The sequence below is a fragment of the Nonomuraea sp. NPDC004186 genome (assembly GCF_053603495.1).
In genome coordinates, this window is record NZ_JBSGFQ010000057.1 from 1 (window position 1) to 25733 (window position 25733).

The following is a 25733-nucleotide window of genomic DNA, read 5'->3' on the forward strand; positions in this document are numbered from 1 at the left end:
AGGCTCCCGGTAGACGACCGGGTTGATAGGCCGGAGGTGGAAGCGCGGTAACGTGTGGAGCTGACCGGTACTAATAGGCCGAGGACTTGACCACAAAGCAGACTTTTCTAGTCGTTGCTCGCGTCCATTATGTGATTCTGAGACAGCAAATGGCTGTTTCGCAGAGTTACGGCGGTTATGGCGGGAAGGAAACACCCGGTTACATTCCGAACCCGGAAGTTAAGCTTCTCTGCGCCGATGGTACTGCACTCGGGAGGGTGTGGGAGAGTAGGTCGCCGCCGGACAATCTTTGAGGGGGTTCGACGCCTTGTGCGTCGGACCCCCTTTTTTTGTGCCATCACGGCCCCCGGTCGGGACCGCTGCCGGCGGTCAGTAGGGTTAAGGGGTGGATTATCGTGCGGTAGAACGCGCGATCATGGAGCGCGGCGTCGAGTGGGATTTCGAGCCGACGCTCGACAGGATCGCGGCCCTTCTTGATGTGCTCGGTTCGCCGCAGAGGGCGTACCCGGTCATACACATCGCGGGCACCAACGGAAAGACGAGCACGGCCCGGCTCACCGAGGCTCTGCTCAAGGAGCGCAATCTCAGAGTGGGGCGGTTCACCAGCCCTCATCTGGTGTCGGTGCGCGAGCGGATCACGGTGGACGGCGAGCCGCTGAGCGAGGAGCGGTTCGCGGAGGTCTACGAGGAGATCATCCCGTATGTCGAGCTGACCGACACCCAGGGGCGGCGCATCCAGTTCTTCGAGCTGCTGACCGCCATGGCCTTCGCCGCCTTCGCCGACACCCCGGTCGACGTCGCCGTGATCGAGGCCGGCATGGGCGGGTCCTGGGACGCGACGAACGTGGCCGATGGCCTCGTGTCCGTGATCACGCCCATCTCGCTCGACCACACCGACCGTCTGGGTCCCGACATCCCCAGCATCGCCGGTGAGAAGGCGGGCATCATCAAGCCCGGCTCGACCACCGTGCTCGCCCAGCAGGAGCTGGCCGCGGCCGAGGTGCTCATGCGGCGGGCCGCCGAGGTCGGCGCGGTCGTGGCCCGTGAGGGGCTCGAGTTCGGCGTGCTCAATCGGGAGGTGGCCATCGGCGGGCAGCTGCTCACTCTGCGCGGCCTCAAGGGGGTCTACGACGAGGTCTACCTGCCGCTCTACGGCGCGCACCAGGCGAGCAACGCGGTCTGCGCGCTGGCCGCCGTCGAGGCGCTGACCGGCGGTGACGACCCGCTCGACATCGATCTCGTACGGCAGGCGTTCGCGCAGGCCGCCTCGCCGGGGCGGATGGAGGTCGTGCGGCGGACGCCGACGGTCGTGATCGACGCGGCCCACAACCCGGGCGGCATGCAGGCGACCCTGGAGGGGCTGCACGAGGCGTTCGACTTCGCCAAGGTCGTCGGGGTCCTCGCGGTCATGCGGGACAAGGACGTCGACGCGCTGCTCGAGCTGCTCGAACCGATGCTCGACGAGATCATCGTCACGCGTAACTCCTCGCCCAGGTCCATGTCGCCGGAGGAGCTGGCGTCCCTGGCCGAGCCGCTGTTCGGCGAGGAGCGCGTACACGTGGTCGAGCGGCTCGACGACGCCATCGACCAGGCCATCGGCGTCGCCGACGCCGAGGGCGAGTTCAGCGGCACGGGCGTGTTCATCACCGGGTCGGTCGTGACGGCGGGTGACGCGCGGCAGCTGCTCAAGGCGGATGGTTCGCGATGAATTTCCAGGTGACTCCAGGTATGCGCAGGCTGGGCGCCAGCGTGCTCGGCATGGAGGCCATCGTGGCGGGGCTGATCACGCCCGTGGCGATCACCGTGGGCGGGGTGGCGCCCGCGCTCGCGGTGACCGCCGGCATCGGGCTGGCCGTGCTGTGCGTGGTCGCCGCGGGCCTGCTCAAGCGGCCTTTCGGCTACATCCTCGGCAGCCTCGTACAGGTGCTGGCGATCTGCACGGGCTTCCTCGTGCCGATGATGTTCTTCCTCGGCGCGATCTTCACGGCGCTGTGGATCACGGCGATTATCGTCGCTCGCCGTGTTGAGGGCGCTACTTCCCGCTAAAGTCGGCGCATGACCGTCCCCCCGATTCAGCGGTCGGCCGGGCCCAGGGTCCCATGGCTGCTCGATGTGACGCTCGGGCTGCTTGTCGTTGCCGCCTTGCCGCTGGCGATCGTCACCGTTCCCAATACGCTCTCCGTCGTCGCCAAGCTGCTGCCCGGCGACGTCGACCAGGTCGGGCTGATGCGCACGCACGGGCTCGCCCTGCCCGCGCTGATGCTGACCGTGCCGCTGGCGGCGGTGGTGCTGCGGCGCGTGCAGGTGGTTCACGTGGTGCTGCTGGGGCTGGCCCTGGTGGCCCTGTCCGACGTCGCCGGTGGGTACGCGGGCTCGGAGCTCCTCGCCGGAGTGGTGCGGGTGCTGCGCGGCGTCGGGGCGGGCCTGGTCGTGCCCGCCACGCTGGCGGCCGTCTGGGGCCGGGTGCTGGTGTTGCGGGCGCTGTGGGTGGGCGTGTTCAGCGTGAGCCTGCTCGCGGCCGAGGCGCTGGCGCTGTGGCCGCTCGACAAGGCGAGCAGCTGGAAGGTCACGCTGCAGCCGTACCCGATGCTGACGGGGATCGCGCTGGCCCTGGCGGGCGCGTACCTGCTCATCTGGATCCTGCTCGGGCGGCCTGCCACGCCGATGCTCAACGACGGGGAGCGGAGCCGGCTGCTGCTGGCCGCCGTGCCGGCGGCGGGCATCGCGGTCGTGGCGATCAGCACCGCGACCGAGGGGTGGCGGGCCGTGCCGGTGATCGTGCTGGCGGTGGTCGCCGTGGCAGGGCTGCTGGGGCTGGCCACGATAGGGGCCGCGGAGAGCCGTACGCTGGCGTACTCCATGGTGGCGGTCGGCGTGGTGCTGCTGCCCAGCGCGGCGCAGGTCACGCTGGTGGAGATGGGCGGGCTCGGCGGGCCGGGGCTGCGCGGGCTCTGGGTGCCGTTCGCGGTGGCCGGGCTGCTCGCCGTCGGCGCTGCCGCGGCCGTGCGCCGGTTCGCGCCGGCCCCCGTGCGGTGGCTGGTGCCTTTCGGGTTGCTCGCGATGGTCGTGGGGCTGTGCTCGGTGCGGTTCGTCGTGCCGTCGGCCGACGGGTTGGTGCTGGCGGTGCCGTTCACGCTGCTCGCGGTGGGGGCAGCGGTGGCGTTGACGTCGGCGCTGCAGGAGGTGGGGGTCGGGACAGCCGTCTTCGGGCTCTCGCTGTGCGTCGCGGGGGTGCTGGCGGGGTTCCTGCTCGGTACGGGTGTGCAGATGGCGATGCTGGACGGGGTTTCGTCGGCCCAGGAGCTGGTGGACAGCTTCGTCGGCGCGCTGCACTCGTGGGCCCTGATCGGCGGCTTCCTCGTGGTGCTGGTCATCGTGCTCTCCACCGTGATGGCCCGGCGGGGTGCCGCCAGGCCCGAGGAAACGGCGTCCGCGTCGCCTGCGGAGGGTGCGGAGGATGAGGACGAATCTGCCGGGTCGGTGCCCGCCGTGCCGCCGCAGGGCCAATCGCCCGAGGACACTGCCTCTCCATGACGCCGTTCCGTAGGAAAACGAGGGTGGGGGCGCGGGACGGTAAGCTGAGGCCCAAGCCACGGCGACGCGTTGGCCCGTCCCCCGCGAAGCATCCCGCGGCCGGGCCGGGCGCCCGTGATCGCGATCCTCACTCTGTTCGAAGGAGAACTCCAAGTGTCCGAGCGCACTCTTGTCCTGATCAAGCCCGACGGGGTTAAGCGCGGCCTCATCGGTGACGTGATCGCCCGTGTGGAGCGCAAGGGCCTCAAGGTCGTGGCGATGGACCTGCGCACCCTCGACGCCGACACCGCCAAGTCGCACTACGCCGAGCACTCCGAGCGGCCGTTCTTCGGTGAGCTCGTCGAGTTCATCACGTCGGGGCCGCTCGTGGCCCTGGTCCTCGAGGGCCCGCGCGCCGTCGAGGCGTTCCGCGCGCTGGCCGGCGCCACCGACCCGGTCAAGTCGGCCCCCGGCACGATCCGCGGCGACCACGCCCTCGAGATCGGCGAAAACGTCGTCCACGGCTCCGACTCGCCCGAGTCCGCCGCCAGGGAGATCAAGATCTTCTTCCCTGACCGTTTCTAGGCGATTCGCCTCGCCAATCCGCGCCCGCGCAGCATGTCGCTGCGCGGGCGCGCGTTTTTGTCGGGCGCCTGTCGTAGGGTGGCGAGGTCTTGATGTGCGGGGCTGATTCGTGGGCGTGGCGGGGGCGGGATTTTGTCGGCGCTTCCGCGTACGGTTGGCAGGGTCGATACGTGAGGCCTCGAGCCGATGGGCGTTTTGGATCGTTCCAGCAAGCCTTTGGGTGTTGTGGTGCAATCCGGGCAAAATTGCGGTTGAGGTAGGGGCTGGAGATTTTTGTGGGGCGCGAGGGCTCATTGCGCCCATCGGTGGGTACGTCACGTTACGATTCGAATTCGATCCGTAATCATTCGCGAACGACGTTACGGAGGGCTCCGTTCCCCATGGGCAGCAAGCTCGCGTTTCTCGGCCGTGACATGGCGGTCGACCTGGGCACCGCCAACACGCTGGTCTACGTGCGCGGCCGGGGCATCGTGCTCAACGAGCCCTCAGTCGTAGCGATCAACACCGCCACGGGCAAGATCGTGGCGGTCGGCATCGAGGCCAAGCGGATGATCGGTCGTACGCCTGGCAACATCGTCGCCGTCCGCCCGCTCAAAGACGGCGTGATCGCCGACTTCGATGTGACTGAGCGGATGTTGCGATATTTCATCCAGAGGGTGCACCGACGTCGGCATCTGGCCAAGCCGCGCATCATCATCGCCGTGCCGAGCGGCATCACCAGCGTGGAGCAGCGCGCGGTGAAGGAAGCCGGATACCAGGCAGGCGCCAGGAAGGTCTACATCGTTGAGGAGCCCATGGCCGCCGCCATCGGGGCCGGGCTCCCGGTGCACGAGCCGACCGGAAACATGGTGGTCGACATCGGTGGAGGCACCACCGAGGTGGCGATCATCTCGATGGGCGGCGTGGTCACCAGCCAGTCCATCAGGATCGGCGGCGACGAGCTCGACCAGGCGGTGATCGCGTTCGCCAAGAAGGAATACTCGCTGATGCTCGGCGAGCGCACCGCCGAGGAGATCAAGATCGCCATCGGCTCGGCCGGCCCGACCGGCGAGGAGTCGCACGCGGAGATCCGCGGGCGCGACCTGGTCAGCGGGCTGCCCAAGACCATCGTCGTGTCGAGCGAAGAGGTCAGGAAGGCCATCGAGGAGCCGGTCAACGCCATCGTCGACGCGGTCAAGACCACGCTCGACAAGTGCCCGCCCGAGCTGTCCGGCGACATCATGGACCGCGGCATCGCGCTCACCGGCGGGGGCGCCCTGCTCAAGGGGCTGGACGAGCGCGTCAAGGCCGAGACGGGCATGCCCGTGCACCTGGTCGAAAACGCCCTCGACTCGGTCGCCATCGGCTCCGGCAAGTGCGCCGAGGAGTTCGAGGCGCTCCAGCAGGTCCTGGTGCCGGAGTCGCGGCACTGATGAGAGACTCTCGCCATGCGCGGCTGATCCTGGGCGGGCTGCTGACGGCAGCCCTGATCATCCTGACCGTCGACCATCGCACTGGCAACAGCTCGCCGCTGCGGCCGCTGCGAACGGCGGCGGCTTATGTGTTCGGCACAGCGGAACAGTTCGGCGGGGGGCTGGTGCGCCCCGTCAGCGGGTTCGTCCGCGCTCTTGTGGACGCGCCCGGCGCCCAGGACCGCATCAACGCGCTCAAAGCGGAGAACGCCCAGCTCCGGGCCGGCCTGGTCGCCAGCAAGCTCGACGCGACCCGCTCCAAGGAGCTCAAGCAGCTGCTCGGCCTGTCGGGGTCGGGCGGATACAAGGTGGTCCCGGCCAACGTGGTCGCCCGGCGCGGGCTGCCGGGCTTCGAGGACGCCGTGCAGATCGACGCCGGCACGAGTGACGGCATCCGCACGGAGATGACCGTGCTGAGCGGCGACGGTCTGGTCGGGCGCGTGATCAACGCGGCCCCGCACAGCTCGACGGTGGTGCTCCTCAGCGACCCGGCCTCGGCCGTCGGGGCGCGGCTGGAGGGGGGCAAGGAGATCGGTGTGGTGCACGGGGTGGGGGAGAACGGGCGGCTCGTCCAGTTCCGGCTCCTCGACTCCACGGCCCCGCTGACCAGCGGCGCGCGGATCGTCAGCTTCGGCTCGCAGAACGGCAGCCCGTACGTGCCGGGGGTGCCCATCGGGGTGATCGAGCGGGTGGAGTCGACGCCGGGGGAGCTGACCCGGATCGCGTACGCCCGTCCGTACGCGGATCTTTCTTCGCTGGACGTGGTCGGGGTGGTGGTGGAGGCTCCGAAGCGGGACCCGCGTGACGCGGTGCTGCCCGCCAAGGCGCTGCCTGCCACGGAGGGATCGCGATGATCGGGCGGCGGGCGGTTCCACGGCGCCTGCCGATCAATGGGCACGGTGATCCGGGCGCGCGCGGAAGCGCCGGCTGTCCGGGTGAGAGGTGCGGTGCCGGCGCGTATCTGACCGCGTGGGGCGATGCCGGCACGTATCTGGCTGCGTGCGGCGGGGTTGGGGCGTATCTGGGCGCACGGTGCGGTGCTGGCCGATGTCTTGGCGTGTGGGGTGCTGGTGGGCATGCGGACGTGACATGGCGTGCTGATGGGCATGCAGGCGCGCGGCGCGGTGCCGGCGGGAGCGTAGACGCGAGATGGGGTGCTGGCGGGCGTGTGGGCGCGTGTCAAGGCGGCAGTGGCCGTCTGGAGCGTTCCATCAGGGGTCGGCGCTACGCGTCTCTGAGAGCGCTTGTGGCGGCGTCTGACGAGGGTTGGGCGCGGGCGGTGCGGAGGCCTTCGGGGTGGATCGGCCCGCGAGCGCCGCGCGGAAGCTCGGCTCCGGGGTGGGAGTCGGTGAGGTCGTCGGCTTGGGTGTCGGGCTCGCGTGGGCTCCGGTCGCCGGCCCGGGTCCGGTCGTCGGCGCGGGTCCGAGTGGTCGGCGGTGGCCGATGGGCGTCGGTGGTGGCCGGGGCGGATCGGTGGTGGGTGTCGGTGTCCGCTCGGCTGGATCGCCGGTGGGCGTCGGTGGCGGGTGGGTCGGATCGTTGGTGGCTCGGTTCGCTGGAACGGCTCGAACGACCTGGCCGGGCTCCATCCGGCGGGTCGGGCATGGGGCGGGCGTGCGGGGCGGGGCGGATTGTGAGGGATTCCCGGGAGGGGGCGCGGTGATCGGCGGGTTGTCCGTGTTGTTGGCCTTGCTGGCGCAGGTCATGTTGGTCAACCGATTTCCCCTGCCGGCCGGGGGCTCGCCCGATCTGGTGCTGCTGGCCGTGATCGGTGCGGCGTTGGGGCGGGGCGCGTCGTCCGGGGCGGTGCTCGGGTTCAGCGCTGGGCTGCTCGTCGATGTCATGCCGCCGACCGCGCACCTCGTGGGGCAGTACGCGTTCGTGCTGGCGCTCGTCGGTTACGTGGCCGGGCGTGGCGCGGGTGGGCCGGTCACCACCGTGGTGTTGTGCGTGCTGATGGCGCCGTTGCTGGCGGCGGTCGTGAGCGGGCTGATCGCCGATCCCCGGGTGACGATCTCCACGCTGACCGAGCAGGTGCCCGTCACCATCGTCTACACGCTGGTCGTGTCCCCCATCGTGATCTGGCTGACCACACGGGGCAGGGAGGCGGGGTTCTCGACATGATGCGGATGCGGGCCAGGCTGCTGCTGGTGCAGGTGCTCGTCGTGACGTTGCTGGTCGTGCTGGCCGTGCGCCTGTGGCAGGTGCAGGTGGTGCGCGGGAACGAGTTCGTGACGCGGGCGACGGAGACCAGGACACGGGCCGTGATCGTGCCCGCCGTGCGGGGGCAGATCCTCGACTCGCACGGGCGGCCGTTGGTGCGCAACAAGACCGCGTTGGTCGTGTCCGTGGACCGGACCAGGCTGACCAGGATGAAGGACGGCGGGCTCAAGGTGCTGAGCAAGCTGTCGGCGGTGCTCGGTCGGCCCGTCGCCGATCTGCAGCAGCGCATCACGCCGTGCGGGCCGGGAGTCCGCAAGCCCTGCTGGACGGGATCGCCGTACCAGCCGGTTCCGCTCGACGAGAAGGTGGACACTCGGGAGGCGCTGCAGATCCTCGAGCGGCAGGAGGAGTTTCCCGGGGTGACGGCGGAGATCCACTCCGTCAGGCAGTATCCCGGCGGGCGCGACGGGGCGCAGATGCTCGGCTACCTGCAGCCGGTCACCGAGGCCGAGCTGGAGAAGCGCGAAGGGCTGAAGGCCAGCTTCTCCGGGGTGGACCTGGCGGGGCGTGACGGGCTTGAGTACGTCTACGACGAGGCGCTGCGCGGCAAGTCGGGGCTGCGCAGGGTGCAGGTCGACAGGATGGGCAAGGCGCTCGGCGTCGAGGAGCAGATCACCCCGATTCCCGGCGACCACCTGGTGACCAGCATCGACTCGCGGGTGCAGTCCGTGGTGGAGAAGGCGCTGGCGAAGGCGATGAAGTCCGCGCCGGCGGCTGACGGCGGCGCGGGGGTGGTGCTCGACGCGCGTACGGGACGGGTGGTGGCGCTGGCCAGCGCTCCCGGATACGACCCGGCGGTCTGGGCGGGCGGGATCTCGACGCGCGGATATCAGTGGCTGCTGTCGGATAAATCAGACATGCCGCTCGTGTCCCGGGCGATCAACGGCCAGTTCGCGCCGGGTTCGACGTTCAAGATCTCGTCGGTGTCGGCGATGCTGCGGTCCGGATACCCGCTGAACGGCACGTACGAATGCCCCGGCTCCTACATGGTCGGCGACCGGGCGTTCAGCAACTTCCGCGGCGTTTCGCTCGGCTCGCTCAGCCTGCACACCGCGCTGGTCAAGTCGTGCGACACGATCTTCTACAAAGCCGCGTACGAGCAGTACCTGAAGGACGGCGGGCGCAACCCGAAGAAGGCCACCAAGGAGATCTTCGCCAACACGGCCAGGGCGTTCGGGTTCGGCAGGCCGACCGGGGTGGACCTGCCGGGCGAGTCCTCCGGGCGCATCCCCGACCGGGCGTGGAAGAAGGACCTGTGGAACCGCACCAACGCCGTGAGCTGCGAGCGGTCGCGCAAGGGATACCCGGAGGTCAAGGATCGGGCGCGGGCCGACTTCCTCAAACGGCTCGCTCTGGAGAACTGCACCGAGGGGTTCCTGCTGCGGCCGGGCGACTCGGCCAACTTCTCCATCGGCCAGGGCGACGTGCTGGTGACGCCGATGCAGCTCGCGCGAGCGTACATGGCACTGGTGAGCGACGGGAAGCTGCGCAGCCCGCGCATCGGGTGGGCGCAGGTGCGGCCTGACGGCAAGGTCGTCAGGACCATCCCGGTGCCGGTCGTGGGCAAGCTGCCGATCAGCGAGAAGGAACGGCTCTACATCAAGAACGCGCTGAGCCAGGTCCCCTCGGACGGCACCGCGGCGGGGGCCTTCGCCGGGTTTCCGATGGACAAGGTGCGCATCGGCGGCAAGACCGGCACCGCGGAGGTCTGGGGCAAGCAGGACACCTCGTGGTTCGCGTCATTCGCGCCCACGAAGAATCCGCAGTACGTGGTCGTGGTCATGGTCTCGCAGGGTGGCATGGGCGCGCAGACGGCGGCGCCTGCCGTGCGGGAGATCTACGAAGGGATCTACGGCATCAAGCGGCCTCCCGCCGTGCCCGGTGGGAAGCTCACGACGAGGTTGCCCAGCTTCTCGCCCGACGGAACGGTGGCCGGAGGATGAGCGCCCAGAGCCTGGAGCCGGGCACGGGCGGTCGGACGGTCGGCACCGGCACCGGCACCGGCACCGCCGCCGGCGGTGGTCGTGGGAGTCGGTCGGTGGTGAGTGGTGGTCGCGGGGGCCGGCGTGTGGCGGGTGGTGGCCGGAGACGTTGGTTGGCGGTGGAGGATCGCCGTGGGGGCTGGCCCGTCGCGGGCGGTGCGGGCCGGGGTCGGCTGGTGGGCGGCGCGCGCAGGGGTTGGACCGTGCGCAGGGGTTGGCCCGTGGTGGGCGGTGGGCGGAGCGGGGTTCGGCGGCCGGGTGGTGGGACGGCGGGCCGGTGGGTGGTCGGCCACGTGCCCGGAGGCGTGATCGGCTGTGCGGGCCGGTGGGTGGTCGGTCGTGAGGGCGGTGGGCTGATCCGGCGTGCGGGCCGGTGGGTGGTCGGCCGTGAGACCGGAGGGCTGATCCGCTGTGCGGGCGGGCAGGTGGTCGGCCGTGAGACCGGAGGGGTGGTCGGCTGCGCTGGCCGGTGGGTGGGCGGTCGCGTGGTCGGAGGGGTGGTCGGCTGGGCGGCCGGGTGGGTGATCGGCTGTGTGGTCGGGTGGGTGACTGGCCGCGTGGTCGGGTGGATGGTCGCTGGGATGGAGGTGCGGAGGTGATCGATCGATCGGTGGCCGTCCGGCGGCCGTCGCTGTTCCGCCGAGTCGCCGGCGAGAACTCGACGGTGCGCAGGCTGGATGCCCTGATGCTGGTCGCGGTGGCCGGGCTGTGCGTGATCGGCACGCTGCTCGTCTGGTCGTCCACCAGGACCTGGGCCCCGGGCTCGACGGGGCTGGTCAAGAAGCACGTCTTCAACGAGATGATCGGGATCATCCTGTGCGCGATCGTGGCGACGGTCGACCATCGCGCGATGCGGGCGTACGCGCCGCTGGTGTTCCTGGTGTCGCTGATAGGGCTGGGGCTGGTCATCACGCCGCTGGGTGCGACGATCAACGGGTCGCACTCGTGGATCCTGCTCGGTGGCGGGTTCGCGGTGCAGCCGTCGGAGTTCGCCAAGGTCGGGCTGCTGCTGATCATCGCGATGCTGCTCGCGCAGCCGGCCGAGGGCAGTGATCGGCCGCGCGCGCTGGACATATGGCTGGCGCTCCTCGCCTCGGGGGTCACGATGGGGCTGGTGATGCTCCAGCCGGACCTCGGGACGGCGCTGGTGCTGGCGGTGATCACGGCCGCCGGGCTGATCATCGCGGGGGTGCGCAAACGGTGGATCGCGGCGCTGACGCTGGTGGCGGCCGGCGGGGTGTTCTCGGTGTTCTACTTCCAGCTGCTCGAGCCGTACCAGGTGGCCCGGTTTACGGCGTTCGTCGATCCGAGCGTCGATCCACGCGGGGTGGGCTACAACAGCACGCAGTCGATGATCGCGATCGGCTCCGGGCAACTCCTGGGAAAGGGGCTGCTGGGGGGCGGGCAGACGACCGGGCGGTTCGTGCCCGAGCAGCACACCGACTTCATCTTCACGGTGGCGGGGGAGGAGTTCGGGTTCCTCGGGTCGGTCACGGTGGTGCTGCTGCTCGGGGTGGTGCTGCTGCGCGGGCTGAAGATCGCCAGGCAGTGCGACGACAGGTTCGGGACGCTGGTAGCGGGCACGATCGTGTGCTGGTTCGCGTTCCAGACGTTCATCAATGTGGGCATGACGATCGGGATCATGCCGATCACGGGGCTTCCGCTGCCGTTCGTGTCGTATGGCGGAACGGCCACGTTCGCGAATCTCATTGCGATTGGGCTTCTCCAAGCCATCAGGGTGCGAAGACAGTCGTTTAATTAGAGACATGTTCTTGGCCTATTGCGATGAGTGCGAGGAGCGCTTTCTGCTGCCCGCGAACCACGTCGTCGGCGTGCACAATCTGGCGAGCGGCGTGATCGCCGTCGAGCTGACCTGCTACGAAGGGCACCGCCTCCTGGTGCTCATCGGCAACGACATCGACATCCCTGGACCTGCCACCGTCTGAGCGCCGCTACCCTGGACCGTATGTCTGTCGAGTCGGTGTTCCCCCGCCTGGAAGCGCTACTGCCCAAGGTGCAGAAGCCCATCCAGTACGTCGGGGGTGAGCTCAACTCGACCGTCAAGGACTGGGACTCCGCCGACGTGCGGTGGGCGCTGATGTACCCGGACGCCTACGAGGTCGGGCTGCCCAACCAGGGTGTGGCGATCCTCTACGAGATCCTCAACGAGCTGCCCGCCACGCTGGCCGAGCGCACCTACGCGGTGTGGCCGGATCTCGAGGCGCTCATGCGGGCCGAGGGCGTCCCGCAGTTCACGGTCGACGCGCACCGGCCGGTGCGCGCCTTCGACGTGCTCGGCGTGTCCTTCTCGACCGAGCTGGGCTACACCAACATGCTCAACGCGCTCGATCTGGCGGGCATCCCGCTGCTGGCCGTGGACCGGGGTGAGGACGACCCGATCGTGCTCGCCGGCGGCCACGCGGCCTTCAACCCGGAGCCGATCGCCGACTTCCTCGACGCGGCCGTGCTCGGCGACGGAGAGCAGATCTCCATCGCCATCTCCGAGGTCATCCGCGAGTGGAAGGCCGAGGGCAGACCCGGCGGGCGGGACGAGCTGCTCATGCGGCTCGCCGAGTCCGGCGGGGTATATATCCCGAAATTTTACGATGTGGACTACCACCCGGACGGTCGCATCAAGCGCGTCGCCCCCAACAGGGCCGACGTGCCGTGGCGGGTGCACAAGCACACCGTGATGGACCTCGACGAGTGGCCCTACCCGAAGAAGCCGCTGGTCCCGCTGGCCGAGACCGTGCACGAGCGGTTCAGCGTGGAGATCTTCCGCGGCTGCACCCGTGGCTGCAGGTTCTGCCAGGCGGGCATGATCACGCGCCCGGTGCGGGAGCGCTCGATCACCACCATCGGGGCGATGGTCGAAAACGGCATCAAGGAGTCCGGCTTCAACGAGGTCGGTCTGCTGTCGCTGTCGTCGGCCGACCACTCCGAGATCGGTGACGTCGCCAAGGGCCTGGCCGACCGCTACGAGGGCACCAACACCTCGCTCTCGCTGCCGTCCACCAGGGTCGACGCGTTCAACATCGACCTGGCCAACGAGTTCTCCAGGAACGGCAGGCGTTCCGGCCTGACGTTCGCGCCGGAGGGCGGCTCCGAGCGCATGCGCAAGGTGATCAACAAGATGGTCACCGAGGAAGACCTGATCCGCACCGTCACCACGGCCTATTCGCAGGGGTGGCGGCAGGTCAAGCTCTACTTCATGTGCGGCCTGCCCACCGAGCAGGACGAGGACGTGCTGGGCATCGCCGACCTGGCCAAGAAGGTCATCCAGGCGGGCCGCGAGGCGACCGGCAGCCGCGACATCCGCTGCACGGTCTCCATCGGCGGCTTCGTGCCCAAGCCGCACACGCCGTTCCAGTGGGCCGGGCAGGCCGACCACGAGACCGTCGACCGACGGCTCAAGCAGCTGCGCGACTCGCTCAGAGGCGACAAGCAGTACGGCAGAGCCATCGGCTTCCGCTACCACGACGGCAAGCCCTCGATCGTGGAGGGCCTGCTCTCGCGCGGCGACCGCAGGGTCGGCGCCGTGATCCGCGCCGTCTGGGAGGACGGCGGCAGGTTCGACGGCTGGAGCGAGCACTTCTCCTACGAGCGCTGGATGGCGGCCGCCGAGAAGGCGGGCGTCGACGTCGACTGGTACACCACGCGCGAGCGGGCGGAGAACGAGGTCCTGCCATGGGACCACCTCGACGCCGGGCTCGACCGCGAGTGGCTCTGGCAGGACTGGCAGGAGGCCGTCTCCGGCGGCGAGGTCGAAGACTGCCGCTGGACTCCTTGCTACGACTGCGGCGTCTGCCCGACGATGGGCACGGAAATTCAGATCGGCCCCACGGGGCGAAAACTCCTTCCTCTTACGGTGGTCTAGCGCGCTCAGTGGGCAGCCGGTGCCTCGGCGTACACGTACACGCGCCAGGGCGGCTTATCCTGAGACGAAGGAACTCTTACAAGGGAAGGACGACAAGCTCTGAAACCTGTTCCCGAAGGGCCTCCGCCCGCGCCCACGGTGCAGCGCCTTCGCGTGCGCTACGCCAAGCGCGGCCGCCTGCGCTTCACCAGCCACCGCGACATTTCGCGGGCCGTTGAGAGAGCGGTTCGCCGTGCCGGCATACCGGTGGCCTACAGCGCAGGTTTCTCGCCCCACCCGAAGATCTCCTACGCGGGCGCGGCGCCGACCGGCGTCGCCAGCGAAGCCGAATATCTCGAGATCGGTGTCACCACGCCGTGCGATCCCGAGCAGGTGAGACAGGACCTGGACGGGTCGCTGCCGCCGGGGCTCGATGTGCTCGACGTTGTGACAGCGGGCCCGGGTGGGCTGGCTGACCGCTTGGAGGTCTCCGACTGGGAGGTGCGGCTGCCCGGTGCCGATCGCGAGCTCGCCGAGGTGGCGGCGGAGAAGTTTCTCGCGGCAGGCGCTGTGGAGGTCGAACGCCTCACCAAGAAGGGCCCCCGTCGCTTCGATGCGCGGGAGGCCGTCCTGGGGCTCACGGTGTCCGAGGGAACAGACAGAACTGCAGCTCAGGTGCTCGGAGGGCCGTGTGTCATACTGCGCATGGTTGTTCGGCACATGACGCCTGCCGTTCGACCCGACGATGTGCTCACAGGGCTGCGCCTTGTGGCCGACTTCGCGCCGCCGGTTCCCCCCGAGGTGACCAGGCTGGCGCAGGGGCCGCTCGACGTCAGCACTGGTGCGCTTGCCGATCCGCTCGACCTGGACCGCGACACCACGCGCGGCGGCGAGGCGGGACCGGCGAGTGAGCACGTCGCCGGTTGAGGAGGTGCCCCGCGCGAGCGGGGCACGACCGCTGACAGGACTTGGCGCCGACACCCCCACCTCGGGGGCGTTGGCGGACAACGAGACACGAGGGCTCCTGCGCGGCGCGGCGACGCGCCCGGGAGCTGACGGGAGAGCGCCCGCATGCTCGAGAACGAGCCCAACGCCGGGGCCATTGGCCCCGACGGGGAGACAATTGAACAGCCAGAGGTGACCCCACGTCGCCGCTCCGCCAGCCGCCCGGCGGGTCCGCCGCCGGAGCCGGAGGAGCCTGCCCACGTTCCGGTCACCACTGCGGCGGCGCAGACCGCGCCGTCGGTGGCTGACGTACAACCGGTGCAGAGCACCGCCGCGCAGCGCGCGGCGGGAGAGCCCGCGCCTCAGATCCGCACCGCCGCGCCCGAGCCGGAGGCCGCTGCGGCGACCGCGCCGGAGAGCCCGGTCGAGGCGGCCGTGGCCGGGACCGTTGCCGAGGCCGTCGCCGAGGAGAAGCCCAAGAGGACCACGCGGACCCGGTCCACCGCCACGACGACGCGGCGCCGTACGACGAAGAAGGCCGCCGAGGCCGAAGCCGAGGCTGCCCCCGTGGTGGAGGAGCCGCCCGCTGAGGCCGCCGAGCCGGTGAAGCGGCGCAGGACGCGCAAGAAGGTGGAAGAGCCCGTCGAGGAGGCCGTCGCAGGCGCTGTGGGGGCGGTGGCCGACTCCGAGAAGGCCGCCGCGAGCGAGGGCCTGGCCGGCAAGGCCGCGACGACGGAGCCGACCGCCGAGGCGGCGCCCGCCGGTGGCGCCCAGGCGACCGCCGAGGCTGTGCGTGCCGGTGGTGTCCAGGCGGCCGCCGAGGATGAGGACATCCTTGAGAGCCTGCCCGACAACGAGCCCCTCGACGACGAGCCCGCGGGCGAGGACCTCGACGAGGAGCCCGCACGGGCGAGCCTGCTGTCCGACCCGTTCGGGTTCGCCGCGCGCACGCCGGCCGAGCCCGGCACCGCGTTCCAGCGGCCGGCGGCCATCTTCGCGCCGCTGTTCCAGGCACCCGACCCCAGCCAGGCCAAGCCCGCCGTCACCCGGCGGGCCGAGGCGCCGCAGCCCGCTCCCGAGCCCGAGGAGGTCGAGGAGCCGGTCGACGAGTCCGCGGTAGAGGACGAGACCGACCTCGACACCTCCGACGAGCAGGAGGAGGAAGAGGGCGCGGGCCGTCGCCGCCGTCGCAGGCGAGGCGGCCGGGGCCGCGGCAAGTCGCGCGAGCGTGACGAGGGTGAGGAAGGCGACGAGCAGGACGAGGAGGCCGAGGAGGAGCAGGCCGAGGAGGGCGCCGCTCACGACGAGGAGTCCTCGACCTCGCGTCGCCGCCGCCGCCGTCGCCGCCGGGGCTCCGAGGAGGGAGCCGAGCCGGCCAGCGACGACCCGCCGAACACGGTGGTGCGCATCCGCGCGCCGCGTGCGGGCCGCAGCAGCGGGCTGGAAACCGCGACCGACGGTGTGCAGAGCGTGCGCGGCTCCACCCGCCTCGAGGCCAAGAAGCAGCGCCGCCGCGAGGGGCGCGAGCTGGGCCGCAGGCGTCCGCCGATCATCACGGAGTCGGAGTTCCTGGCCCGCCGCGAGTCCGTCGACCGGATGATGGTGGTGCGCCGCCAGGGCGACCGTACGCAGATCGCGGTCCTGGAGGACGGCGTGCTCGTCGAGCACTACGTCAACCGCGAGGCCAGCCAGTCCTACGTCGGCAACGTCTACCTCGGCAAGGTCCAGAACGTGCTGCCCTCGATGGAGGCGGCGTTCGTGGACATCGGCAAGGGTCGCAACGCCGTCCTGTACGCCGGTGAGGTCAACTTCGACACCGCCGGGCTGGAGGGCCAGCCCAAGCGCATCGAGGCGGCGCTGAAGTCGGGCCAGTCGGTGCTCGTACAGGTCACCAAGGACCCGATCGGGCACAAGGGCGCCCGGCTCACGTCCCAGATCAGCCTGCCCGGGCGATACCTCGTCTACGTGCCGGACGGGTCGATGACCGGCATCAGCCGCAAGCTGCCCGACAAGGAGCGCACGCGGCTCAAGAGCATCCTGAAGAAGGTCATGCCGGAGAACGCCGGCGTGATCGTGCGTACCGCCGCGGAGGGCGCCTCCGAGGACGAGCTGGCGCGTGACGTGGCCCGCCTGTCCGCCCAGTGGGAGAGCATCCAGAAGAAGGCCAAGTCGGCCAGCCCGCCCGAGCTGCTGTCCGCGGAGCCCGATCTCACGATCCGGGTCGTGCGCGACGTCTTCAACGAGGACTTCACCTCGCTGATCGTGCAGGGCGCCGACGCCTGGGACACGGTGGACGACTACGTCAAGTACGTCGCGCCGCACCTGGGAGAGCGCCTGGCGCGGTGGGACGGCGACCAGGGTGACGTGTTCGAGCACTACCGGATCGACGAGCAGCTCGGCAAGGCGCTCGAGCGCAAGGTCTGGCTGCCCAGCGGCGGCTCGCTGGTGATCGACCGTACCGAGGCGATGACCGTCGTCGACGTCAACACCGGCAAGTTCACCGGGCAGGGCGGCAACCTCGAGGAGACCGTCACCCGGAACAACCTCGAGGCGGCCGAGGAGATCGTGCGCCAGCTCAGGCTGCGCGACATCGGCGGCATCATCGTGATCGACTTCATCGACATGGTGCTGGAGTCCAACCGCGACCTGGTGCTGCGGCGGCTGCTGGAGTGCCTGGCCCGCGACAGGACCAAGCACCAGGTGGCCGAGGTCACCTCGCTGGGTCTGGTCCAGATGACGCGTAAGCGGGTCGGACAGGGGCTGCTGGAGGCCTTCTCCACGCCGTGCGAGTGCTGCAACGGGCGTGGCCTGCTCGTCTCCACGGAGCCGGTCGAGCCCAAGCCCGAGCCGCGCGGCACGCAGGGGAAGATGGCCATCGAGAAGGCGGTCTCCGACAAGGTTTCCGCGGCCAAGGACACCTCGAGCCGTGATACGGTGACCGGTGCGCTTGAAGACGTCCCGACTGAGGACGACCAGGCCAGCCAGACTTCCGGCAGAGGGCGGCGACGCTCGCGCCGAGCCAAGTCGGCCGAGTAGTTCTCGGCAGGCTTCCGACGTTCCGTCCGGTTCGCCTAGGGGACCGTTAATCCGGTACCCTGGTGTATCGGTGCGTCAGGTGACGTGCCCTGTTGGCGCGCTTACTCGGTTCGTCGGTTTGAGACAGGCCGAATGACAGGCGCAGCATTCGGCGGCCGCCTCTCGATGAGGCGGCTGATGTACGAGACAACAGTGAGTCAGAAGGGTTCCGCGGTGTACGCGATCGTTCGTTGCGGCGGCAGGCAGCAGAAGGTCTCCGTCGGTGACGTCCTCGAGGTGGACAAGGTCGCCGGCGAGGTCGGCTCTTCGGTTTCGCTGCCGACGGTGCTCGTCGTCAACGACGGCGATGTGACCACGGAGGCGGGCAAGTTCACGGTCAGCGCCGAGATCCTCGGCGAGACCAAGGGCCCGAAGATCCGGATCCTCAAGTACAAGAACAAGACCGGTTACAAGAAGCGCCAGGGTCACCGTCAGCGGTACACCCAGGTGAAGATCACCGGTATCGAGCAGGCCTGAACGGGAGTTTGAGAGATGGCACACAAGAAGGGCGCGTCGTCCACCCGGAACGGTCGTGACTCCAACGCTCAGCGCCTGGGCGTCAAGCGCTTCGGCGGCCAGCTGGTCAACGCGGGCGAGATCATCGTCCGTCAGCGTGGCACCCACTTCCACCCCGGCGACAACGTGGGGCGTGGCGGCGACGACACGCTGTTCGCGCTGGCGGCCGGGCACGTGCAGTTCGGTGTCAAGCGCGGCCGTCGGGCCGTGAGCATCGTTCCCGTCGCGGAGTAGGGGTTCTTCCTCTCCGTAGACCTTGGGTTTTCTTGCCAAAGGGGTGGATCGCGGTGTCGATCCGCCCCTTTGCTTTTGGCTGACTTCCGCCGGTGGGCGGTGTGTGGAGGAGTACAGAGTGCCGGACTTTGTGGACCAGGTGGTCCTTCATATCGGTGCCGGTGACGGGGGAAACGGGTGCGCCTCCATCCACCGGGAGAAGTTCAAGCCGCTCGGCGGCCCGGACGGCGGCAACGGCGGCCGGGGCGGTGACGTCATCCTCGAGGTCGACCCCAACACGGCGACGCTGCTCGAATACCACCGCCGGCCGCACCGCAAGGCCGAGAACGGCAAGCAGGGGCAGGGCTCCAACCGGGACGGGGCCAACGGGCCGGACGTGATCCTGCCGGTGCCCAACGGCACCGTGGTGAAGAACGCCTCCACGGGTGAGGTGCTGGTCGACCTCGTGGGCGTCGGCACGCGGTACGTCATCGCCGAGGGCGGGCACGGCGGCCTGGGTAACGCCGCCCTCGCCACGACCAGGCGGAAGGCGCCCGGGTTCGCGCTGCTCGGGGAGCCCGGGGACGCGCTCGACGTCATGCTGGAGCTCAAGAGCGTGGCGGACGTGGCGCTGGTCGGGTTCCCGAGCGCCGGCAAGTCCTCGCTGATCGCCGCCCTGAGCGCGGCCAAGCCCAAGATCGCGGATTACCCGTTCACGACCCTGATCCCCAATCTGGGGGTGGTGACCGCGGGGGAGACCGTGTTCACCGTCGCCGACGTGCCCGGTCTGATCCCCGGGGCCTCGCAGGGGAAGGGGCTCGGGCACGAGTTCCTGCGGCACGTCGAGCGGTGCGACATGCTCGTGCACGTCATCGACTGCGCCACCATGGAGCCTGGACGCGACCCGATCACGGACTACGAGGTCATCGAGTCGGAGCTGCACGCGTACGGGAAGCTGGAGGACCGGCCCCGGCTGGTCGTGCTGAACAAGGCGGACGTGCCCGACGCGCGGGAGCTGGCCGAGCTGGTCAGGCCCGAGTTCGAGGCGCGGGGGCTGCGGGTGTTCACGATCTCCGCCGCCACGCATGACGGGCTGCGGGAGCTCACGTACGCGATGGGCGAGTGGGTCGCCGCGGCCAGGGCCCAGAAGCCGGTCGAGGAGCCCACCAGGCTGGTCATCAGGCCCAAGCAGCTCGGCGAGACCGGGTTCCGGGTGCGGCGGGTCAACGAGAACCTGTTCCAGATCACCGGTGAGAAGCCGGAGCGGTGGATCAGGCAGACGGACTTCACCAATGACGAGGCCGTGGGCTACCTCGCCGACCGGCTCGAACGGCTCGGCGTGGAGGCGGAGCTGGCCAAGGCCGGCGCCACCGCCGGCGCCGAGGTGGTCATCGGGTCGATGGAGGGCGGCTACGTCTTCGACTGGCAGCCCACGCTCAGCGCCGAGTCCGTACGGCAGGGCCCGCGAGGGTCCGACAACCGCCTCTGACAGAAGCGCCACGGGCGCAGGACGGCTTCGGCGTCGATGACCTGAGCGCCGGGCCGACCGGCGTCGACCGTCCCTGAACTGCGGCGCGTGGAGGTGGCCGTCGTCATGCGCCGGGCCGCCCGAGTGGCGGGCAGGTCTTCGGGCCGTATCCCGCCGGGCTCCGGGAGCGAAGGGCTCTCGGGGCTCGGATAGGCTGCCAGACGTGCGGGAACAGATCAGCTCAGCGTCGAAGGTCGTTGTCAAGGTCGGCTCCTCCTCGCTCACCACCCCCCAGGGCACGATCGACGTCGATCGGGTCGACGCCCTTGTGGACGTGCTGGCGGCGCGGCGCCGTACGGGGACCCAGATCGTCCTGGTCTCCTCCGGGGCGATCGCGGCGGGCCTCGGCCCGCTCGGGCTGACCGCGCGACCACGCGACCTGGCCACCCAGCAGGCGGCGGCGTCCGTCGGGCAGGGTGTGCTCGTCGCCCGCTACACCTCCTCCTTCGCCCGCTACTCCCTGCGCGTGGGCCAGGTGCTGCTGACCGCCGACGACATGATGCGGCGCGCCCACCACGCCAACGCCCAGCGCACGCTCGCGCGCCTGCTGGAGCTGGGCATCGTGCCCATCGTCAACGAGAACGACACCGTGGCCACCGACGAGATCCGCTTCGGCGACAACGACCGGCTGGCGGCCCTGGTGGCGCACCTGATCCACGCCGACGCGCTCGTCCTGCTGTCGGACGTCGACGCCCTGTACGACGGCCCGCCCAGCCGCAGCGGCTCCCAGCGCCTGTCGGAGATCCGCGGGCCGGAAGACCTGGTCGGCGTCGAGCTCGGGAAGAACGGCGCGGCGGTGGGCACCGGCGGCATGGTGACCAAGGTGCAGGCCGCCAGGATCGCCACGGGGGCGGGCGTTCCCGTGGTCCTCACGGCGGCCGCTCACGCCGCCCAGGCGCTCGGTGGAGCCGATGTCGGCACCTACTTCCACCCAGGGGGCCGCCATCCCGGCACGCGGCTGCTGTGGCTCGCGCACGCCACCACCGGGCGCGGCCGCCTCCACCTCGACCAGGGGGCGGTGGAGGCCATCGTGGGGCGGCGCAAGTCGCTGCTGCCCGCGGGGGTGACGTCGGTGGAGGGTGAGTTCGCGGCGGGCGATCCGGTGGATCTGTGCGGGCCTCAGGGGCTCGTGGTGGCTCGCGGGCTGGTCAACTTCGACGCCACCGAGATCCCGGGCCTGCTCGGCCGCTCCACCAGGGAGCTGGCCAGCGCGCTCGGTCCGGAATATGAGCGTGAGCTGATCCACCGTGACGACATCGTCATACTGGAAGCTCACAACTAGTCCCCATCCCTAGGGCGACGAGCGTGCTGGGAACGTAGGGAGCGGAGCGTAGCCATGAGCACAGAGTTCTTGAAGGTCGCCCAGGCGGCGCGAGAGGCCGCCGCCGAGCTGGCCCCGCTGCCGCGGGCGCCGAAGGACCGGGCGCTGCGTGCCGTGGCCGACGCCCTGGTCGCGCACGCGGCGGAGATCGTCGAGGCCAACGCCAAGGACGTCGAGCAGGCCAGGGCGCAGGGTACGTCCGAGGCGATGATCGACCGGCTGCGGCTCGACGAGGCCAGGGTCGGCGCCATAGCCGAGGCCGTGCGCCAGGTGGCCGACCTGCCCGACCCGGTCGGCGAGGTCGTCCGCGGCGCCACCCTGCCCAACGGGCTGGAGCTGCGCCAGCTCAGGGTGCCGCTCGGCGTCATCGGCATCATCTACGAGGGTCGCCCCAACGTCACCGTCGACGCCGCCGCGCTCTGCCTCAAGAGCGGAAACGCGGTGCTGCTCAGGGGCTCCTCCAGCGCCTACTCCTCCAACACGGCCCTGGTGAAGGTCATGCAGGACGCGCTGGAGGGCACCGAGGTGCCCGCCGGAGCCGTCCAGCTCGTGCCGGGGCAGACCCGCGACTCGGTCAAGGAGCTCATGCGCGCCCGCGGCCTGGTCGACGTGCTGATCCCGCGCGGCGGCGCCTCGCTGATCAACTCGGTGGTGGAGGAGTCCACGGTGCCGGTGATCGAGACCGGCGTCGGCAACTGCCACGTCTACGTGGACGCCGAGGCCGACGTCGACCTGGCCGTGCAGATCCTGGTCAACGCCAAGGCGCAGCGGCCGTCGGTGTGCAACGCGGCCGAGACGTTCCTCGTCCACGAGGACGTCGCCGACGCGTTCGTGCCGCGGGCGCTGGCGGCGCTCGCCGAGGCGGGCGTGACCGTGCACGGGGACGAGCGCATCGCCGGGCACGGCTCGGGCGTCGTGCCCGTCACCGAGGACGACTTCTACGCCGAATACCTCTCGCTCGACATCGCCGCCGCGGTCGTCGGCTCGCTGGAGGAGGCGGTGGCCCACATCAGGAAGTACGGCTCCGGCCACACCGACGCCATCGTCACCAGGTCGCAGCGGGCGGCGCGCAGGTTCGTGGCCCTGGTCGACTCGGCGGCCGTGGCGGTCAACGCCTCGACGAGGTTCACCGACGGCGGGGAGTTCGGGTTCGGGGCGGAGATCGGCATCTCCACGCAGAAGCTCCACGCGCGCGGCCCGATGGGGCTGCCCGAGCTCACCTCCACCAAGTGGATCTACACCGGTGAGGGGCATTTGCGCACGTCAGAGGGCACGGTGGTGGCCGGTTGATCGGCGTGTCGGCCTGACCGGCGCCGTGGAGCGCAGGTTGACTGAGAGGCATGGAGATTGTCATCGCCCTCGTCTTCTCGGCTGCCGTGCTGTTCGGCGCCGACCGGTTGCTGCTCTGGCTCGAGAGCCGCGGACACGTCCACTGGCGCAGGAAGGGGCGCAGGCAGCTGTCGGACGAGCCCACGGCCCGGCTCGACAGCATGCTCTCCGACCACACTCGCCGATAATCCTTCGGCGTGCCTCAAGCGCCGACAGGGGTCCCAGCGCTAAGGTTAGGTCCCTTATGGGCGGGCCGGGCGGGGAGAGACGGTGAGCAAGCTCGGCAAGATCGGGCCGTACACCCTGGTCGAGCGGCTCGGTCGCGGCGGCATGGGCGAGGTCTACCTCGCGACCACCCGCCGGGGCGAGAGCGTCGCTCTCAAGGTCCTGCACGACCTGGCCGAGGATGAGACCTCCCGCGTCCGGCTGGAGCGCGAGGTCCGGGCGCTGCGCAGGGTCGAGAGCCCGTACGTGGCCAAGGTGCTCGACGCCGACCTGAGCTGTGCCCGCCCGTACCTGGTCATGGAGTACATCGAGGGCGCCACGCTCCTCGACCGCGTCCGCCAGAACGGCGCACTCGATGTCGGCGACCTCGTGGACCTGGCCCAGGGCATCGCCGCGGCCCTGGCGATCATTCACGCGGCCGGGGTCGTGCACCGGGACCTCAAGCCGGGCAACATCATCATGGGCTCCGAAGGGCCCGTGCTCATCGACTTCGGCATCGCGCAGGTGCTCGACGCGACCCGGCTCACCATGACCGGCACGTTCCTCGGCACGCCCGGCTACACCGCGCCGGAGATCTTCGCCGACGAGCAGGTCGACTCGCCCGCCGACGTGCACGCCTGGGCGGCGACGGTGGCGTTCGCGGCGACGGGGCGGCCGACGTTCGGGCGGGGGACGGCCGAGGCGCAGATGTACGCGGTGCTGAACGGGCAGGCCGACCTCAAGGGCGTGCCCGTGGAGCTGCTGCCGCTGGTACGCGCCGCGCTCAACAGGGAACCGGGCAAGCGCCCCACGGCGGCGTTGCTGGCCGATCGGCTGTCGCGGCTGGCCAGAGCCACCAGCGCGGCCGAGCCGGAACCCGCTGCCGGGTCCTCGGAGGAGGCCAAGACAGGCCGCGCCACCCCTGAGGAGAAATCCGCTCGGAGTCGGGCGAACACGGATAGTAAGGTTCCCGCACCGCGTACCCGTGCGAACCCCGACACGAAGGGCTCGCCGGTCCGCGCCGACGGCAAGGGCGCCGCGGCGCGCAGCCGTACCGGCACGGATGGGAAGGGCGCCGCGGTCCGCAGCCGCACGGAGGTGCCCGCGCCGCGCGGGCGCACGGGCGCGGCGGACGGGAAGTCCGCTCTCGCGCGCTCCAAGATGACCGCGCCGCGCCAGCGTGCGGCGGCGGCCGTCCGGAGCCGGCCTCAGGTGCGCAGGAAGGCCGGGCTCAGAGCGGAGTCGACCACCACGCTGCCCGCGGGCAACGGCGCTCTGCTGATGCTGGCCGTGCTCGCGGTGCCGTGCGTGGTGACCTCGGTGATCTGGCCGATCGCCTCCATCGCGATCACCACGGTGTTCGTGGTGCTGACCAGGACGCTCTGGATGAGCCACTGGCTGGTCAGAAACCGCAGCTCGCGGCGTACGCGGGTGGCGCTGCGCGTGCTGCTCTTCCCGGTCGCCCTGGTCGGGGCGGCCGCCACCGCCGGCGTGTGGCCGGGCGTGCCGGTCGCGCTGGCGTCGGGCGGCGCGCTCTGGGTGACCGGCGGCGGAGTGATCGACTCCGACTGGTGGCAGCAGCCCGCGCCCGTGACGGTGGCGGGCGTGGTGTTCGGGATGCTGTGCGGTGGTTTCGCCGGGCGCGAGATCGAGCGGATCGGGCATCGGCTGCCCGATCTGCGCAGGGAGGGGCTGCGCGCACTGGCCGTGCTGGGCGGGTTCGTCGCCCTGTGCGCGGCCGCCGTGCGCGCTATCGCTCTCCTGCTCTGACCTGCCGCTCTCCAAGGCAGGCCGAAGCTGCCCCTCGGGGTTCGGAACCCGCCGCTCGTCGCCGATCGCGGTGGGTTTCGCGGCCGATCAAGCTGATCGGCCGCGTACGGCGGTGCGGCCGGTCAGCCCTGGCCGCCGTCGCGGCGCGAGAAGCGGTTGAAGATGCGCTCGCCCGCGTTGACCGCGCCCTCGGCCACGTCGCGCAGGACGCCGATGAACGGGTCCTGCGACTGGGACCAGGACGCGCGGTAGGACTCGGCCGCGGCCTTGATCTCGTCGGTCACTCGTGCGTTGGGGTCGTCCTCCCTGCGCGGGTAGTCCCCGCCCAGGATGCGCTCGTACTCGCCGCTACGCTGCCACTTGTCCAGCTCGGCCACGCGAACCACCGCGAACGGGTGGGTCGTGCCGAGCAGGTTGAGCACCTTGAGGAAGCCGTCGCGAAGGTCGCCCGCGGTGTCGTATTCCTGGTACTGCTCCAGGAATGCCTCGATGTTCATCTCGTGGGTGTAGTCGCCGCCGGCGAGCTTCATCAGCGCCCTCTTGGCCGCCTCGGGGTCCTGGCCGACGAGCAGGCCGCCGCGGTCGGAGGACAGCTCCGACTTGCGGTACCACTCCTCCAGGCCCGCGACGATCGCGCGCAGGCCGATGTAGCCGAGCGGGATCCAGGCGACGCGGGTGGCGAGGCGGGTGAGGATGTCGAGCATCGTCCGGTAGACCGCGTGTCCCGACAGGATGTGGGCGGTCTCGTGGCCGATGACGAAGCGCTGCTCCTCCTCGTTCATGAGGTTGAGCAGGCCGGTGGTCACGACGATGAACGGGTCGTCGAAGCCGATGGCCTTGGCCTGGACCTGCGGATCCTGCTGGATGTAGATCTCGGGGATCCGGTGCAGGTCGAGCGTGTAGGCGGCGTCGCGGCCCATGTCGTAGATGGAGCGGAACTGGGTCTCGCTCACGCGTACGGCAGACGCCAGGTACATCAGGCGCAGCCGGCGCTCGCTGATGAGGCCGGACATCTGCTTGAGAACCGTGTCGAACCCACTCAACTTACGCAGAGCGACCAGGGCGGACCGGTCTGCGGGGTGTTCGTAGGCTCGGGACGAGATGCCGGGCAGTTGGACGCGGTTGCGGTCCGGGGTGGTCGTCATGCCCGGCATGCTACGTCCGCAACGGGTGTGATGCGCGGTCATCACCAAGGGGGGTCCCATCATGTTGTGGTACAAGG

21 protein-coding genes and 2 rRNA genes are annotated in these 25733 nt (G+C 70.3%); 22 read left to right on the plus strand and 1 reads right to left on the minus strand.

Going from position 1 to position 25733, the window contains the following annotated elements:
- The 22 genes from ACWEPL_RS37030 to ACWEPL_RS37135 form a co-directional block, all read left to right on the plus strand.
- A 23S ribosomal RNA gene (locus ACWEPL_RS37030) occupies positions 1 to 94 on the plus strand; the annotation flags it as partial.
- A 73-nt stretch (positions 95 to 167) separates the two neighbouring features.
- Positions 168 to 284: ribosomal RNA gene (rrf, locus tag ACWEPL_RS37035) — 5S ribosomal RNA — on the plus strand.
- Between the two features lie 131 nt (positions 285 to 415).
- A complete protein-coding gene (locus ACWEPL_RS37040; protein WP_363966631.1) occupies positions 416 to 1708 on the plus strand; it encodes a bifunctional folylpolyglutamate synthase/dihydrofolate synthase in 1293 nt (430 codons plus the stop codon).
- A gap of 20 nt (positions 1709 to 1728) precedes the next feature.
- Positions 1729 to 2046: a DUF4233 domain-containing protein gene (locus ACWEPL_RS37045; protein WP_192786901.1), complete on the plus strand. Its 318-nt coding sequence runs from the start codon at positions 1729 to 1731 to the stop codon at positions 2044 to 2046.
- 9 nt (positions 2047 to 2055) lie between these two features.
- Positions 2056 to 3534, plus strand: coding sequence for a hypothetical protein (locus ACWEPL_RS37050; protein WP_452438922.1), 1479 nt, complete (start codon positions 2056 to 2058; stop codon positions 3532 to 3534).
- A gap of 153 nt (positions 3535 to 3687) precedes the next feature.
- Positions 3688 to 4098: a nucleoside-diphosphate kinase gene (gene ndk, locus ACWEPL_RS37055; RefSeq protein WP_350740740.1), complete on the plus strand. Its 411-nt coding sequence runs from the start codon at positions 3688 to 3690 to the stop codon at positions 4096 to 4098.
- Positions 4099 to 4478: 380 nt separating this feature from the next.
- Complete coding sequence (mreB, locus tag ACWEPL_RS37060) at positions 4479 to 5510, plus strand: rod shape-determining protein (protein ID WP_185078196.1); 1032 nt, start codon at positions 4479 to 4481, stop codon at positions 5508 to 5510.
- Complete coding sequence (gene mreC, locus ACWEPL_RS37065) at positions 5510 to 6403, plus strand: rod shape-determining protein MreC (protein ID WP_350740738.1); 894 nt, start codon at positions 5510 to 5512, stop codon at positions 6401 to 6403. Before mreB ends, mreC begins: the two co-directional genes overlap by 1 nt.
- Positions 6404 to 7226: 823 nt before the next feature.
- A complete protein-coding gene (mreD, locus tag ACWEPL_RS37070; RefSeq protein ID WP_452438960.1) occupies positions 7227 to 7673 on the plus strand; it encodes a rod shape-determining protein MreD in 447 nt (148 codons plus the stop codon).
- Entirely contained in the window at positions 7670 to 9715 is a 2046-nt protein-coding gene (mrdA, locus tag ACWEPL_RS37075) for a penicillin-binding protein 2 (RefSeq protein ID WP_350740734.1), read from the plus strand. The genes mreD and mrdA overlap by 4 nt, the downstream gene beginning before the upstream one ends.
- 634 nt (positions 9716 to 10349) lie before the next feature.
- On the plus strand, positions 10350 to 11516 hold the full coding sequence (gene rodA / locus ACWEPL_RS37080; protein ID WP_363966574.1) for a rod shape-determining protein RodA: 1167 nt from the start codon (positions 10350 to 10352) through the stop codon (positions 11514 to 11516).
- 4 nt (positions 11517 to 11520) lie between these two features.
- Positions 11521 to 11700, plus strand: a complete 180-nt coding sequence (locus ACWEPL_RS37085; protein ID WP_350740730.1) for a hypothetical protein — start codon at positions 11521 to 11523, stop codon at positions 11698 to 11700.
- A 20-nt stretch (positions 11701 to 11720) separates the two neighbouring features.
- Positions 11721 to 13631 carry a TIGR03960 family B12-binding radical SAM protein gene (locus tag ACWEPL_RS37090; RefSeq protein ID WP_350740728.1) on the plus strand — a complete coding sequence of 637 codons (1911 nt, stop codon included), beginning with the start codon at positions 11721 to 11723 and terminating at the stop codon, positions 13629 to 13631.
- Between the two features lie 153 nt (positions 13632 to 13784).
- Positions 13785 to 14537 (plus strand): TIGR03936 family radical SAM-associated protein, encoded by a 753-nt coding sequence (locus tag ACWEPL_RS37095; protein WP_350740726.1) that lies wholly within the window; start codon positions 13785 to 13787, stop codon positions 14535 to 14537.
- A gap of 144 nt (positions 14538 to 14681) precedes the next feature.
- Complete coding sequence (locus tag ACWEPL_RS37100; RefSeq protein ID WP_452438923.1) at positions 14682 to 17591, plus strand: Rne/Rng family ribonuclease; 2910 nt, start codon at positions 14682 to 14684, stop codon at positions 17589 to 17591.
- Between the two features lie 213 nt (positions 17592 to 17804).
- Entirely contained in the window at positions 17805 to 18107 is a 303-nt protein-coding gene (gene rplU / locus ACWEPL_RS37105; RefSeq protein WP_043634375.1) for a 50S ribosomal protein L21, read from the plus strand.
- Positions 18108 to 18122: 15 nt separating this feature from the next.
- On the plus strand, positions 18123 to 18380 hold the full coding sequence (gene rpmA, locus ACWEPL_RS37110) for a 50S ribosomal protein L27 (RefSeq protein WP_012893687.1): 258 nt from the start codon (positions 18123 to 18125) through the stop codon (positions 18378 to 18380).
- A gap of 118 nt (positions 18381 to 18498) precedes the next feature.
- Positions 18499 to 19848: a GTPase ObgE gene (gene obgE / locus ACWEPL_RS37115; protein ID WP_363966568.1), complete on the plus strand. Its 1350-nt coding sequence runs from the start codon at positions 18499 to 18501 to the stop codon at positions 19846 to 19848.
- Between the two features lie 202 nt (positions 19849 to 20050).
- Positions 20051 to 21169 carry a glutamate 5-kinase gene (proB, locus tag ACWEPL_RS37120; RefSeq protein WP_397165808.1) on the plus strand — a complete coding sequence of 373 codons (1119 nt, stop codon included), beginning with the start codon at positions 20051 to 20053 and terminating at the stop codon, positions 21167 to 21169.
- 54 nt (positions 21170 to 21223) lie between these two features.
- A complete protein-coding gene (locus ACWEPL_RS37125; RefSeq protein WP_350740720.1) occupies positions 21224 to 22498 on the plus strand; it encodes a glutamate-5-semialdehyde dehydrogenase in 1275 nt (424 codons plus the stop codon).
- A gap of 50 nt (positions 22499 to 22548) precedes the next feature.
- The gene (locus tag ACWEPL_RS37130) at positions 22549 to 22725 is read left to right on the plus strand and encodes a hypothetical protein (RefSeq protein WP_350740718.1); all 177 of its coding nucleotides are present in this window, start codon (positions 22549 to 22551) and stop codon (positions 22723 to 22725) included.
- A gap of 82 nt (positions 22726 to 22807) precedes the next feature.
- Positions 22808 to 24511, plus strand: a complete 1704-nt coding sequence (locus ACWEPL_RS37135) for a protein kinase domain-containing protein (protein WP_452438924.1) — start codon at positions 22808 to 22810, stop codon at positions 24509 to 24511.
- A 122-nt stretch (positions 24512 to 24633) separates the two neighbouring features.
- On the opposite strand, the gene ACWEPL_RS37140 is transcribed toward ACWEPL_RS37135, so the two are convergent.
- Positions 24634 to 25665 carry a M48 family metalloprotease gene (locus ACWEPL_RS37140; protein ID WP_397372319.1) on the minus strand — a complete coding sequence of 344 codons (1032 nt, stop codon included), beginning with the start codon at positions 25663 to 25665 and terminating at the stop codon, positions 24634 to 24636.
- Between the last annotated feature and the right edge of the window lie 68 nt (positions 25666 to 25733).